At 61.5% G+C, this 14092-nt stretch carries 9 protein-coding genes and 1 pseudogene; 4 read left to right on the top strand and 6 right to left on the bottom strand.

What is annotated here, in order from left to right; genetic code table 11:
- Positions 1–131: 131 nt before the first annotated feature.
- Positions 132–1859 (bottom strand): FAD-dependent oxidoreductase, encoded by a 1728-nt coding sequence (locus ACFWAD_RS04730; protein ID WP_378541760.1) that lies wholly within the window; start codon positions 1857–1859, stop codon positions 132–134.
- 33 nt (positions 1860–1892) lie between these two features.
- Entirely contained in the window at positions 1893–2900 is a 1008-nt protein-coding gene (locus tag ACFWAD_RS04735; protein WP_378541762.1) for a diiron oxygenase, read from the bottom strand.
- 277 nt (positions 2901–3177) lie between these two features.
- Here ACFWAD_RS04735 and ACFWAD_RS04740 point away from each other — a divergent pair.
- A pseudogene (locus ACFWAD_RS04740) lies at positions 3178–4019 on the top strand (SDR family oxidoreductase).
- A 66-nt stretch (positions 4020–4085) separates the two neighbouring features.
- Here the strand turns inward: ACFWAD_RS04740 and ACFWAD_RS04745 are convergent.
- The 3 genes from ACFWAD_RS04745 to lanKC form a co-directional block, all read right to left on the bottom strand.
- A complete protein-coding gene (locus ACFWAD_RS04745; protein WP_378541764.1) occupies positions 4086–5324 on the bottom strand; it encodes a DUF222 domain-containing protein in 1239 nt (412 codons plus the stop codon).
- Between the two features lie 62 nt (positions 5325–5386).
- Entirely contained in the window at positions 5387–6379 is a 993-nt protein-coding gene (locus ACFWAD_RS04750) for a hypothetical protein (protein ID WP_378541766.1), read from the bottom strand.
- A gap of 421 nt (positions 6380–6800) precedes the next feature.
- Positions 6801–9383, bottom strand: coding sequence for a class III lanthionine synthetase LanKC (gene lanKC, locus ACFWAD_RS04755; RefSeq protein ID WP_378541768.1), 2583 nt, complete (start codon positions 9381–9383; stop codon positions 6801–6803).
- Between the two features lie 371 nt (positions 9384–9754).
- Between lanKC and ACFWAD_RS04760 the strand changes: the two genes are divergently transcribed.
- From ACFWAD_RS04760 to ACFWAD_RS04770, 3 genes are read left to right on the top strand one after another with little or no spacing between them, the layout of a single operon-like run.
- On the top strand, positions 9755–10948 hold the full coding sequence (locus ACFWAD_RS04760; protein WP_378541770.1) for a thiolase family protein: 1194 nt from the start codon (positions 9755–9757) through the stop codon (positions 10946–10948).
- A 28-nt stretch (positions 10949–10976) separates the two neighbouring features.
- Complete coding sequence (locus ACFWAD_RS04765) at positions 10977–11738, top strand: 3-hydroxyacyl-CoA dehydrogenase (RefSeq protein ID WP_003942978.1); 762 nt, start codon at positions 10977–10979, stop codon at positions 11736–11738.
- 13 nt (positions 11739–11751) lie between these two features.
- A complete protein-coding gene (locus ACFWAD_RS04770) occupies positions 11752–12378 on the top strand; it encodes a TetR/AcrR family transcriptional regulator (protein ID WP_378541772.1) in 627 nt (208 codons plus the stop codon).
- Between the two features lie 72 nt (positions 12379–12450).
- Here ACFWAD_RS04770 and ACFWAD_RS04775 read toward each other — a convergent pair whose 3' ends face one another.
- Positions 12451–14073 carry a long-chain fatty acid--CoA ligase gene (locus tag ACFWAD_RS04775; protein WP_230815985.1) on the bottom strand — a complete coding sequence of 541 codons (1623 nt, stop codon included), beginning with the start codon at positions 14071–14073 and terminating at the stop codon, positions 12451–12453.
- Positions 14074–14092: the final 19 nt, after the last annotated feature.

Genomic DNA, 14092 nt, shown 5'->3' on the forward strand with positions numbered 1-14092 from the left:
ACGATTTCCGCCGCTGACGGGCAAAAATTTTCGCTGAGTGGGACGCCCGGCTCAACGCAGACAGCCCCGCCGGGCAGACGAGTCTGCAGGCGGGGCTGTGTGCGTGAAAGTAGCTGTTTACCTGTGGTGGATCAGCGAGCGCGAACGGGTCGACCGAATCGACGGGCCGGCTTCACCCGAGCTGCGGCTTGGAGGATCGACGTGACCTCGCCTTGATCGAGAATCTTCTCGCGGACGCGATCGTGTGCAGCGCCGCGTTCCAACTCTGCCTTGTCGATGGAGTGCCAACCCTCGCGGTCGACGACATCGGACTGCCTAGCTCGAACCAGACGATCGACGGCGGAGTCGTCGGCGACAGGGTTGGTCAAGCGGCCGTCGTTGAAGTCGTCGACGAGCATCCTGATGGTTTCCTGCGCACAGGACTTGTTGGTGCCGATGAACCCACTCGGTCCACGCTTGATCCATCCGGTTGCGTAGACGCCGGTGGCGGGATCACCATTCGGAGCCTCGAGGACGCGGCCGTGGTCGTTCGGAATGACCGAACCACGCTCGTCGAACGGGACGCCGGCGATGGGCACTCCGCGGTAGCCGATCGAGGTGAGAACGAGCCCGGCGTCGATGGTCTCGGTGTCGCCGGTCGCCTCGATCTGCACGGTTCCGTTGACGTCGACCAGGGCGTTGCGAGCGAATTCGATTCCACTGACCTGGTCGTCGCCGGTGATAGACGTCGGCGTGAGCAGGTAGCGCAACGTGATGCGCTTGTTGCCGACGTCGACGTGATCGCGGTTTTTCAGGGCTTCGAGTAGACGCAACTTCTGCTCGACGGCGTGTGGAAGCTCGCCGCGTTTTGCCAGTTCTTCGGTTGCCGAGTCGAGAACCATGTCGTCGGGTCCGACGGACAGTTCGATGTCCGGCAGTGCCATCAGACCGGTGAACTCGGGAACTGTGAACGCTGACTGCGCGATTCCGCGGCGACCCACGATGACAACTTCTTCGACACGACTCTTCCGCAGAGCGGCGAGTGCGTGAGCGGAGATGTCGGTACCCGCCAACTTCTCGGGATCGGCCGTCAGGATGCGAGCGACGTCGAGGGCGACGTTTCCGTTTCCGATGATGACCGCGCGGCGATGCGAGAGGTCGAAGACGTCGTCGGCGTGATCGGGGTGGCCGTTGTACCAGGCCACGAAGTCGGTGGCCGAGGCCGTGCCAGGCAGATCAGCACCCGGAATGCCGAGACCACGGTCGGACGATGCGCCGACTGCGTAGAGCACCGCATGGTGATTTTCGAGCAGTTCGCTGTGCGAGATGTGCTTGCCGATCTCGACGTTGAGGTAGAACTCGAAGCCCTTTTGCGCGGCGATCTTGTCGAACAGGCGGGTGACCTGCTTGGTCTTCTGATGATCCGGAGCAACGCCGGCTCTGACCAAGCCGTACGGGACCGGAAGGCGATCGAAGACGTTGACCTGCACATCGGGCTGCGTCAGCAACTCGTCCGCGGCGTACATCGCGGACGGACCGGAACCGACGATCGCTACTCGCAACGGCGGGCGGCCCTTGTCGACATGGGCTGCCGGGATGACCTTGGCGAGAAGTGGCCGAGGCCGCTCTTCCTTGTAGAAGTCCGCGTTGATGGACAGAAACACTCGTTGCGGGTCGGTCAGCTTCGATTCGGGGACGATGGCGTCGACCGGGCAGGCCGAGACACATGCCCCGCAGTCGACGCAGGCCTGCGGATCGATGTGCAGCATCTCGGCGGTGAGGAAGTCCGGCTCGTCCGGCGTCGGATGGATGCAGTTGACCGGGCAGGCGTAGACGCACGAGGCGTCGCTGCAACAGGACTGCGTGACTACGTGTGGCATGGCGCTATGAGTCCGATCTCGACTGTCCGGGAGCTACGCGGCGGCGTTGTGCGAGCTGCGGTGAGGTTCGCTACGGAAGCGTGATGCGCGGCCGTCCATCTTGCAGGCCTTCCACACCACGCGCGAGGCACGGTTCATCAGTCCGGTGTCGGTGGCCAGCATGCGGACGTCACCGAAGTAGTTGCGCAGGGTCTGACGCGATTCGGGCAGATCCCAGAACAGGTCCTTCTTCACGGACTTCGGGATGTCGAACTGCTTCCAGAACGACTTCGGCGGGATGACGATGGCATCACAGAGAATGCGCATGACGATCGGGAACAGCAGCGAGAGGACAAACCGGTTCGGGCGTGACATCAGCGGGATGCGACGGCTCAGAAGCTTGTGCGCGAACGAGATGTGGCGCGCTTCCTCGGCCACGTGGATGGCCATGACCGACTGCATGATCGGGTGGATCTGGCCGCCGGCGCGCAGGATGCTCTTCTGGATGTGGTCGATCGGCTCTTCACCGGCGAGGACACCGACGAAGAACAGTTCGGGGAACGGACCCGCGGCGAGGGGGATGAAGGGTGCAAGCATCTTCATCGGACGGCTCATGCCCGGAGCGTCGGCACCGATGCGGTTGACCATCTCCTGGAACATCATCGTGTGGTTGCACTCTTCGACGGACTCGTGCGTGCAGTAACGCGCCTCGGCCGAATCGTTGGGCAGCGAGAAGACGTACTGCATCATGCCGCGGATCAGGATGTTCTCGAATTGGAGACCGACCTTCGCGACGTTGGCCTGGCGCCACATGCCGATTTCGATCTGCTTGGCCTCGGACTGCGCCTGGTACCAGGGGTGTGCGCCCAGCGGGTCCGTCTCGGCCGGGAGGATCCAGCGGCGATCGTTCGGGACGACGGCGAACTCGGGGGAATCCCAGTCGATGTCGAGGTACGGGTCGAAGTGCTTGTGCACCGAGCCCTCGGACAGGAGTCGAAGCGTCTCGTTGTACGAGTCGTCGGATGCTTCTGCGCGCTTGTCGAGCGGCGATGTGAGCGTCATGGCGTCTCCTCTTCGTTTCGGTCACCGCTGGTGTTTCTCGCGGTATTCGGTGGAATCGAGGGCCGGTTGTGTGATCGCTGGCACTCGGTCTGGGTTTAATGTAACCCGAGGTATCAGGAAAAGCTAGTGGCAGATACTCCTGGATCTCGACGAATTCTTGACACGGCCGAAACCGCGCCATAACTTACTTTTGAGTAATTTCCGCGGTGCGTCCGAAGTGGGCTGTTCAGGGACGGGTTCGCACCGAATCGCACGCGAAGATCGAACCGAGGCCGACGTGATCAGATCGATTCTCAGCAATCTTGCATTGAGTCCGCCGACGCGTCTGCGCTCACTTGTTCCGTCGCGTGGCGTCACGCTCTCCGACAAGACAATCGTTCTGACAGGAGCCTCCTCGGGGATCGGTGAGGCGACTGCCCACCTCTTGGCCCGCCGAGGAGCCGAGATGATCCTGGTCGCGCGTGGTGAGGAAAACCTGGAACACGTGCGGGACGATATCCACCGACAGGGAGGGTGGGCGCACATCGTGCTGCGGACCTCTCTCGAGGGGAAGCTGTGGACGAACTCGCGGAGACCATCGCCGATCGATTCGGGTCGGTCGACATCCTCGTCAACAATGCGGGTCGCTCGATCCGGCGCACCGCGTTGGATTCGGTCGACCGATTCCACGACTACGAGCGCACCATGGCACTGAACTATTTCGGACCTACACGACTGACGCTGCGTCTACTGCCTGCGATGCTCGAGGCGAAATCCGGACACATCATCAACGTCGGAACCTGGGGAGTTACTGCCGGGGTGATGCCCAGGTTCAGCGCCTATCACGCGTCGAAGTCTGCGCTCAGTGCCTTCGGCCGAAGCCTCGGAGCGGAGTGTCACGGCACCGGTGTCGATGTCACGACGGTGCAATTCCCGCTCATACGAACACCGATGATCGCGCCGACGGCGGATTACGTGAGCCAGCCGGCGCTGACGGCCGATCAAGCTGCATCGTGGATCTTGCGGGCGATCAATACGCGTCCCGTCGAGCTGTATCCACGGTACGCGGGGCTGTTGCGAGCGATCGACGTCGTATCTCCGTCGGCTACAGATGCGTTCGTGCGAAGGGCCGGGATCTGACCTGAACGCACGTCGAGCGCCGGGGCATGGTGATGCCCCGGTGCTCGCGTCTTCAGTTGTGGAGGTTCACGCCGCAGTCGGTGGGCTGTTCCCGCCGATCGGATGCTGGAACGGATCGATCGACATCGGTGGATAGAACACTGTTTTTCGGTCGGGGCCGATCTCGACCCGCCATTCGGTGTGGTGCATCGTCCGATGATGGTGACCGCACAACAAGATCAGATTGTCGAGATCCGTTGGGCCACCATCGTTCCAGTGAACAATATGATGGGCATCGCACCACCCCGACGGTGTCCCGCACCCCGGAAACGCGCACCCTCCATCACGCACCGCCAACGCCCGCCTTTGCGGAACCGTCGCGGTCCTCGCTTCTTTGCCACATTCGAGCGGAACACCCTTCTCATCCAACAAAATCCGGGTGACCGTGCAATCGCACGCCAACATCCGCGCAGTGTCGATGCTGATCGGGCCCACCCAATCCGTCCACGCGAACCCGAGTTCCTGAGTGGACGGCAGTAGATCCTTCAAGGCTTTGAGGTCGGTCATGTCTTTTGCGCTGGCCGTGACCGTGATGTGCGGTTTCACCCCGCCCTCGATCGGACCCAGTCCCGCCCGCTCGTACCGCCGCAGAAGTTCGCAGAACCCGTCCGCCCGTCGCAGCGCCGGAGTGCGAGTGTCCTTCACGCCGTCCTTCTCCGGCGTCGGCGCCGACAGGCTCGACAACAACGCGATCAGACGGGCACCGTTGACCGCATCCAAATCACCCTTCACTGACACGCGCCCGTACAGGCCTTTCGAGGCGTAGAACTCGTTGCGCTCCGAATCCTCCCCGACCGGGACGCCGTCTTCGCGTTTTCCGTACTGCTTCTCGATCCGCCGGATCGCCGCCCGCACCGCATCACAATCGGCGATGTTCTTCGAGGCCAGGTCGAGCAGGATCCTGCGGGCCTTGTCCACATCCGCCGGGGTCATGTTCTTGGGCGGATGCTGACAAAACGACGCTACCTGACGGGCCTTCAACGCATCCACATCGCCGCGGTGGAACGCATCCGCGACAACAGGTTCGAGCAACAGTAACCGCGCCAGACTGACCAGCAGACTGCACTCACCGATCTCCAAATTCGTCGAACCGTGCAACCACTGGGCGATCGCCCGAAAACCCTTCCCGACCAAAGTCTCCCGGGAAAACATCTCCACGATCAACAACACCAACCGCGACTGCAATTCGTGCCGGACACGCACCAGATCCAGAACCTCACTCTTGAGGTCCTCGCCATCCAGTTGCCACGCTTCCCGACTGTCCATGCCGAAAGTTTAATCGAACAAAGTTTCGAACACAAGGGAATGTGGATCGAAAATGGCTGCTATCAAATCGATTTCGACATTTCCGACAGTCGGTTATAGGTGGGTCGCCGACGTCGTCCACGTGCGCCGACGAGTGCGAGCGCCACCATCAACCCGGAGCACAACAGCATCACGGCAGTCTCGATGAACTGAAATTGCCAGTACCGGCTCTGCGGGTGATAGACCACGGCATAGTGATCGATTCCCTGTACTCGAAGGCAGTCGTCGATCTCGCGGTCTCGCTGCTTTTGATCGGAAGTATCCGAGCCCCTGCACACTGAGTAGTCGGCGTCGATCATGTTGCCGTCCACGTCGGCGAAGCCGGCACCGATGACCCACCTCGAGTCGAGATTTTGGTACGGAGACGGTGCGTATTCTGCGGCACGTGCCCGTCCGTCGATGGGTTGGACTTCGATGTCGGGAGCCGAGTAATGCTCGCGGACCATCGCGCTCAACGCGACGGGCACGATCAAGAACACGAGAAGAGTCGTGACCATTGCGACGACTGTGTTGCGTACGAGCAAAGCGGCCGCGCTGCCGGTGACCATGGCGACAAAGGTGTAGGCGCCGACGACGATTCCCGTCGTCTGAAAATTGGGGAATTCCATCAAGGAAAACGAGGTGGCTTCATTTGTTGCCGCCTGTCCCCGGCCCAGCGAATGGGTCCAGCCGAGCACCAGGCCCAGGACTGCCAGCCCCAGCGTGATGGGAACGAAGACCACCAGGACCCGCAAGAAATACCATCGAACAAGGCTGGTGGACTCGAGAAAATCGAGGTTTTCGGGGCCTTGCTCGAAGTCTCGGGCGAATGTGGTGACGCCGACCAGCATTCCTGAGGCGAAGGGAAGCAGGAGTGCGAGAAGCGTCGTCAAGGTGAGAGCGGTGTCGGCGCGGCAACCGCCACCTCCGTCGTACCAGCGTGAGCAGATTTCTCCGAAAACCCAACTCTCGCCTGAACGCTGAACGAACCACCCTGAAATTGCGACGGTCAGGATCAGGAGAAATATTACCGCCATTGACCATACGATCTGCCCTCGGCATTGCCGCCAGGTCGCGTAAATCATCGGCGTATGCGGCTCGGTGAAGTGTGGATCCGTCTCATGATCAAACAATACTGTTCGTTTGGTGATATGCACTGATTCCGAAAGCCGATACCCCGGACCTGCTCCGAGGTATCGGCCGGAGGTCAGAGGCAGAAGAAACTGAGCGAACTGATTGCCGCGTTCTGCTCGAGTTGGCCGGCATCTCCGACGTTGCCGGCGGCGACTGACAGATCCTGGAGGGAGAGAATAGCGTCCATTGTCATTTCCTTTGTTGATCGGCATGTTAACCGATGGATTTGATCGATCGAATATTCTTGCGGTGCTGATTTCATTTCAGGTTTTTGGCCTGATACTTCTGTGCTCCAATCTTCCGGGGGTGATTTCTTCCGAACAATTAGGAGATGTGGCAGTTCGACGCGCACATCAGTGGAAACGACTGTCGGGCAGTTGACGATCCGGCATGTCGGAGCAATGCCAGTATTCCTGCAGATCCGGTTGCCCAATCTGTCGACAGTCTCAGGTTTTGCTCGCCTGGAAAGTGCAGGCTTCCTTGGTGATTGACGGAGTGAAGGCCTAGAAGTCCCAACTGTTGGACCAATGCGCTTTCGCAATCGGAGTCGGCATAGGGGGTCTTGGAGAGCTCGACCAGAAAGAGAATCAATCCAGCTCGACCGTTGACCAGCCCCGCTTGGGCAGTGAATTCGACTGTGGCGGCGCGGGATATCGCACGCACCGCAGCTGCGTAGCGCGGTTCGTCGACATGGCGCAGAAGTTGTAGAAGTACTAGGCCTACACCGACCGATCCCGATCCGAGATACGGCATTGTCCGGCGCTCCTCTCGCAGCTGCATCGACCCGTCAGGGCACATCGACATCACCGACAGATCGATGTCGACGAGCTGGCGTGCGTGTTCCAGCGATCGAGGATCACCGCTCAGTTCGTAGTGGCGAGTCCAGAACAGCGCTTGTCCGCTCGGTCCCCGCATCAACCCACCTCGGCCGGCCACTGCCCAAGGCGGCCCGTCGGCGACGCGGACATGCGCGCGAGCAGCTGAAATTCGTTCGCTCAGAGTTTCAGTCACGACGGCGAGAGTGGGTGACACGATCGGTCGTGAAACCGATTCCTCGAGTAGGAGGCAACCGATTCCGGAAAGGCCGCTGAAGAGGCTGGAGTCGAGCTCGTCGAGTGGAGCTTTGCACAAAGTCTCGATCCACCTGTCGGCTGTCGAATGTCGCCCGTGATGCCGAAAGGTATGCACCGCACCTGCGAGTCCGTCGAAGAATCCGAACTGTGGTTGCATATCCGAATCAACCTGATGTTCAGTCCATTCCAGAACTGACTCCAAGGTGTCGGTGGGAAGATCATCAGCGAGCAGGTTTCCGCACGAGCCGTGCGCAATGCCGTAGCCGTTCACCTCGAACTGGGCGATGTCCCCGGGAAAGAGTCGATCAGAGCGGGAAAGATCGAGCGAGGCGAGGATGCCGCGGCGCAATCGAGCCTCCGTACGTTGCCGAGATTCCCTCGACGACGTGTCCCATCGCTGCGGGCGATTCTCCGGCTCCGGCGAGTGTACGTCGAGCATCGAATGGAGCGAGGCACCGAAGGCGCGAGGTAGACCGAATCGAGACACCGCGTAGTCGATGAGTTCGGGAATCTTGTTGCGATCGAGAGGGAACAATGTAGTAAGTGGGACAAAGAGTCCCAGCTCGATGCATCCCAAGGAGTATCGATCCGCCGCGATTCCTGTCAACTGTCGAGGTGCTGTGTATCCGGGGGCTCCGGTGGACCGGGGCGGATGATCGTCGATGTTGTGGGCCATCTCGAAGTCGATGATCCGAATACCGGACGGTGAGCACATGACGTTACCGGGATGAAGGTCGGCATGAACGATTCCAGCGTTGTGGAAGCTCTCGACTGCGGTAGTCAATTGTTGTGCAATGTCGAGTGCCCAGGTTCTGTATTCCGTTCGGGAACCGAGTGTCTGGTCCGCGCGTATCAGCGGGTAGCGGAGTGCAACTTCCTGATTCAGGGGAGCGCCGGGAGCGCGCTCGGTGACAAGGAAGTGATGTCCCTCGCGCTCGAACAAGCTGATCGCAGAAGGTGGGTACGGGTTGTCGGCAAGGTGAGTCAACTTGTCGTACTCGTTACGGATCCGGTCGATTGCGTACCGGCCGTTGGCGTCCGGGGCGGTAAAGGGACGGCCTTCTTTGATGACCAGATTGACGCCGTTGCTGTCGAACGCAGAGTAGATTCCTCCACTGTTGCTGAAGTGCAGGGCTTCTCGAATCGAGAAGGGGAACTCACCTGGTGATTTGAGTTTGTCTTGTTGCGCACGAACAAAGTCCGGGATTTGTACCCAGTCGGGAGTTCTGAAGGAAGTGCCGCGCAGATCTGGCTCGAGCGATCCGTCAGGACGCCGAATTGCCGGGACACGATGGCCGAACGAATCGTAGGTCTGCATGGGCAGGTACGCGCCGTATCGTAGGTAGAGCGGTCCACGGTTCCAGCGCACATCGCTGAGGATGTAGGGCCCGTCGGCACCCGCGACAAGCCCGTCCAGTTCGGTGATGACACGTTGTGTGGCAACACCATCCGACGGATAGATCGTGATGAATTTTCCGCTGGAAGTTCGATTGGCCTGCTTGCTGTTGGACAACATGAGGTCTGTCGCCGTCCGAAGAAATTTGAACGGCACCAGATTGTGGCCGCAATACGCGGAAACGGTATCGAGCAACTCCTGTGCGTTCGCCTGGGTAGCGGAGCAGTGGATCTTCCATCCCTGTTCGGGCAGCGGATTTCCAGGCGGTTGGAAGTAGTTCCACGGTCCGCTTTGGGGACCGCGCCGCCAGAGTGACCACTCCACCGATTTTGCGGGGACAAAGTGCTGGTCAGTCGGTGTGTCAGGTCGAATCACCGTTCTGATTCGGTCGTAGAAATGCGAGTCGGCACGTGTGAATGCAACGTATCGCAGGTCCACGCTCAACCTCCCGGTCAGTCCCCCTGCGGTTTGTCATCGATTGGTGCCACGTCCCGAATCCCCATGTGGCTTGGATTGCTTGTGGCGGAAGGTTATCCGATTCCGGACATTTCGGGCGAAGATTGAAAACCTATCATTCGAAAGTACTAACGGTTGGCTGAGGCCCGACGAGGTTACTGATCGTGTGAACCGTCGTTGGTGAGCATCTGCTTCGAAGCCCGGCAGCTCCTCTTGACGCGCGGGTCGCGTCGATGGTAATCCTTTAGCGAGCGCTAAGTCAGGGTGCTCCCTCGATCTCGGTCCGGCGCTCGGCGCCACGAAACTCGGGTGCCGGACCGCCCCAGCAGTACACGTCCTCGAAGGGAACGAAGATGACCAAGGCAGTGATCGTCGATGTAGTCCGGATCGCATCAGGCAAGGGCAAGCCGGGCGGAGCACTGTCCGGGACGCACCCTGTCGAACTGATGGCCTATGTTCTGCGTTCCATCGTCGATCGAAACGGCCTGGACCCCGCCCTGGTGGACGACGTTATCGGCGGTTGCGTCGGACAGGCCGGTGAGCAGGCTCTCAACATCACCCGCAGCGCGGTCCTCTCGGCCGGATTCCCCGAGTCGGTACCCGCCACCACGATCGATCGCCAGTGCGGATCAAGTCAGCAGGCTGCGCACTTTGCCGCGCAGGGCGTGATCGCCGGTGCATACGACATCGTGATCGCGGCAGGCGTCGAGTCGATGAGTCGTGTCCCGATGGGCACTACGACGATGGGGAAGGACGCTTCCGGTCCGGGCGTCGCGGCTCGCTACCCCGAAGGCCTGGTCAATCAGGGCATCTCCGCGGAGTTGATCGCCGCGAAGTGGAAGTTCGACCGCGAGGCTCTCGACGCATTCGCTGCGCAGTCCCACCAGCGGGCAGCGGAGGCAGCGGCGAAGGGGCTCTTCGACAAGGAGATCCTGCCGATCTCGGTGTTCGATGCCGCCGGTGAGACCGTCTCGCACACCGTCGACGAGACGGTTCGCGCGTCCACTACCGCCGAGGGCCTCGCCGGCTTGAAGCCGTCGTTCTACTCGGAGAAGTACGCGCAGCGTTTCCCTGAGGCACAGTGGTCGATCACTCCCGGTAACTCGTCGCCGCTCACCGACGGCGCATCCGCGGCACTGATCATGAGCGAAGAAATGGCGTCGAAGTTGGGGCTGACCCCGCGAGCACGCTTCCATTCCTTCTCCGTCGCGGGCGACGACCCGATCTTCATGCTCACCGCGCCCATCCCGGCGACCCACAAGGTGCTCGCTCGCGCCGGCCTGAGCATCGACGACATCGACACGTACGAGGTCAACGAGGCATTTGCTCCCGTGCCGCTCGCCTGGGCTCACGAGTTCGGCGCCGACCCGGCGAAGCTCAATCCGTGGGGCGGCGCCATTGCTCTCGGCCACGCCCTGGGGTCCTCGGGTACACGCCTGCTGACCACGATGGTCAACCACCTCGAGGCCACCGGCGGACGCTACGGTCTGCAGACCATGTGCGAGGGCGCAGGCATGGCCAACGCCACCATCATCGAACGCATCTGAAACACATATCCTTTCGAAAGGGACTCTCATGATCGTCAACGACAGCGTCGCCGTCGTCACCGGTGGAGCATCCGGCCTCGGCCTGGCCACCACCAAAGCCCTTCTTGCCGACGGCGCCAGCGTCGTCATCATCGACCTGCCGTCGTCGAACGGTGAAGCCATCGCCAAGGAACTCGGCGACCGGGTCCGCTTCGCGGCCGCAGATGTCACCGACGAGGCCGCGGTCACCGCTGCACTCGACGTGGCCGAGTCCCTCGGTCCACTGCGCGTGGCGGTCAACTGCGCCGGAATCGGCAACGCAGTCAAGACGGTCAGCAAGAAGGGTGCCTTCCCGCTCGACGCTTTCAAGAAGGTCATCGACGTCAACCTGATCGGCACCTTCAACGTCCTTCGTCTTGCTGCGGAGCGTATTTCGAAGACCGAACCCATCGACGGTGAACGTGGCGTCATCATCAACACCGCCTCGGTTGCAGCCTACGACGGCCAGATCGGGCAGGCTGCGTACTCCGCGTCGAAGGGCGGCGTCGTCGGTATGACGCTCCCGATCGCCCGCGACCTCGCGTCGCTGCTGATCCGCGTCAACACCATTGCACCCGGCCTGTTCAAGACCCCGTTGCTGGCCGGACTGCCCGAAGCGGCCCAGGCGTCGTTGGGTCAGCAGGTGCCTCACCCCTCACGCCTGGGTGATCCCAGCGAGTACGGCGCTCTTGCTGCGCACATCGTCTCCAACCCCATGCTCAACGGTGAGACGATCCGCCTCGACGGCGCAATCCGTATGGCACCGCGTTAATTTCGGGTATTTCATGGCTGGTGAGGTGGAGTCTGTGAATTCGGTGGCAGTGGACTGGAGGTCCTTCCCGCCGCTGGTGATGACCGACATCCTGACGGCTTCGCTCGAGCTGTTCGACGAGAACGGTTACCACGGTACGACGGTGCGACAGATTGCAAATCGCGTCGGGGTAACCGTTCCCGCGCTCTACTATCACCACGCGAACAAGGAGGCGGTTCTGGTCGCTTTGTTCGAGATCTCGATGAGCGAACTGAATACCAGAACCGAAGCGGCAGAAGCGGAGGCCGGTGAGAATCCGGTACGACGCTTTGCCTTGGTGGTGGAGGCGATTGTTCTCTACATGACCCACCGGTCGCGGCATGCAGCATTGGACACCGAGATCCGGCATGTCTCACCGGAAAGCCGAAGCCGATACGCCGCCAGCCGTAAACGGCTCGAGTTGCTGATGCGCAGGATCGTCGACGACGGTGTTGCGTCAGGTGATTTTTCGGTCACCGATACCGAGGAGACCGTCCGGGCAATACTCGGTATGGCACAGTCACTGCCGCGTTGGTTCCAGACCGGCGGTCCGATGTCACCGTCGCAATTGGCGCAGAAGTACGTCGACATCGCTTTTCATACGGTCGGGTATCGACCGTAGGGTGTCTCGTCCGTAAACGAAGGCGGGCAACAGGTCGAAAACCTGTTGCCCGCCTTCAGTATTTGATACGTGTCAGAGTCGCGTGACTTCGAGTCCGCCCTCGTGGTAGTCGGCCCGCAAGCGCTTCTTGTCGAACTTGCCGACGCTCGTCTTCGGGACTTCCTGGACCACAGCCCAGTTCTCGGGCAGCTGCCACTTGGCAACCTTGTCCGAAAGATACTGTTGCAGTTCGGACATGGTGGTTTCGGAACCAGCGCGAAGAACAACCGCAACCAACGGGCGCTCGTCCCACTTCTCGTCCGGCACGCCGATGACGGCAGCTTCGGTGACGTCGGGGTGGCCCATGACGGCGTTCTCGAGGTCGACCGAGGAGATCCATTCGCCGCCGGACTTGATGATGTCCTTGGAGCGGTCGGACAGGCTCAGGAAGCCGTCGGCCGTGATGGATCCGACGTCGCCGGTCTTGAGCCAGCCGTCGTTGAACTTGTCTTCCGCGTCGACGCCGTAGTACGACCCGGTGATCCAAGGGCCACGCACTTCGAGTTCTCCGACGGAAACTCCGTCGTGTGCAACAACTTTGCCGTCGTCGTCGATGAGACGTGCCTCGACAGATGCCGGGAATCGACCCTGCGAGTAGCGGTACTTCCACATCGCGTCGCCGGTGACACCGGCCGGCGGACGGGCAACGGATCCGAGCGGGGAAGTTTCGGTCATGCCCCAGGCGTGCAGGACGGAGACGTTGTGATCGGCTTCGAATGCGTGCATGAGGGCGGGCGGTACCGCGGAGCCGCCGATCAGAACCTCACGCATCGAGGAGATGTCCTGAGGGTTCTGCTCGAGGTAGAGGTGCAGGCCCTGCCAGATGGTGGGTACCGCCGCGGCGAACGTCGGCTGCTCGCTGGCGATGATCGCAGCCAACGGGGCAGGCTGGAGGAAGCGGTCGGGCATGATCAGCGAGGCGCCGATCATGAACGCGGCGTAGGGAAGTCCCCACGACATGGCGTGGAACTGAGGCACCACGGCGAGCGCACGATCGCCCTGGGCGAGGTTGGGGCCGTCGCTCATGCAGACCTGCATGGAGTGCAGGTAGATCGAACGGTGGGAGTAGACGACGCCCTTGGGGTCACCCGTGGTGCCGGATGTGTAACACATTGCGGCAGCGCTGAGTTCGTCGACCTCGGGCCAGTCGAATTCGGTGGGCTGATCGGCGATCAAGCCCTCGTAGGTGTGAACCTGCACGCCCTCGGGAGCTTCGAGTCCCGCAGTGGAGGAGCCGGTGACGATGATGTGCTTGACGGTCGTCAGCGACGGAAGCTGCGGAGAGAGAAGCGGAATCAGGGACGGGTCGACGATGATCACGCGGTCCTCGGCGTGATTGGCGACGTGGATCAACTGCTCGGGGAACAGACGAATGTTCAGCGTGTGGAGCACAGCGCCCATCGAGGGGATCGCCAGGTACGCCTCGAGGTGCTCGGAGTTGTTCCACATGAACGTGGCGACTCGCTCGTCGCCCTCGACGCCGAGCCCGCGCAGGGCGTGCGCGAGCTGTGCGCAGCGCTTGCCGACGTCAGCGTAGGACACACGGCGCGGGCCGGACTCGGTCCACGTGACAACCTCGGAGGCGCCGTGAACGGAGGCGCCGTGGCGGAGAAGTTGCGCAATGGAGAGGGGGGCGTCTTGCATGGTGCTCAGCATGGGCTGCTCCTGTGTGGTG

Source organism: Rhodococcus sp. NPDC059969 (genome assembly GCF_042738325.1).
In the GTDB taxonomy this organism is placed as follows: Bacteria; Actinomycetota; Actinomycetes; order Mycobacteriales; family Mycobacteriaceae; genus Rhodococcus_F.

Coding starts and splice junctions, on each gene's coding strand:
- ACFWAD_RS04730 (WP_378541760.1), bottom strand. CDS start 1,859: ATGCCACACGTAGTCACGCAGTCCTGTTGCAGCGACGCCTCGTGCGTC.
- ACFWAD_RS04735 (WP_378541762.1), bottom strand. CDS start 2,900: ATGACGCTCACATCGCCGCTCGACAAGCGCGCAGAAGCATCCGACGAC.
- ACFWAD_RS04745 (WP_378541764.1), bottom strand. CDS start 5,324: ATGGACAGTCGGGAAGCGTGGCAACTGGATGGCGAGGACCTCAAGAGT.
- ACFWAD_RS04750 (WP_378541766.1), bottom strand. CDS start 6,379: ATGGCGGTAATATTTCTCCTGATCCTGACCGTCGCAATTTCAGGGTGG.
- ACFWAD_RS04760 (WP_378541770.1), top strand. CDS start 9,755: ATGACCAAGGCAGTGATCGTCGATGTAGTCCGGATCGCATCAGGCAAG.
- ACFWAD_RS04765 (WP_003942978.1), top strand. CDS start 10,977: ATGATCGTCAACGACAGCGTCGCCGTCGTCACCGGTGGAGCATCCGGC.
- ACFWAD_RS04770 (WP_378541772.1), top strand. CDS start 11,752: ATGGCTGGTGAGGTGGAGTCTGTGAATTCGGTGGCAGTGGACTGGAGG.
- ACFWAD_RS04775 (WP_230815985.1), bottom strand. CDS start 14,073: ATGCTGAGCACCATGCAAGACGCCCCCCTCTCCATTGCGCAACTTCTC.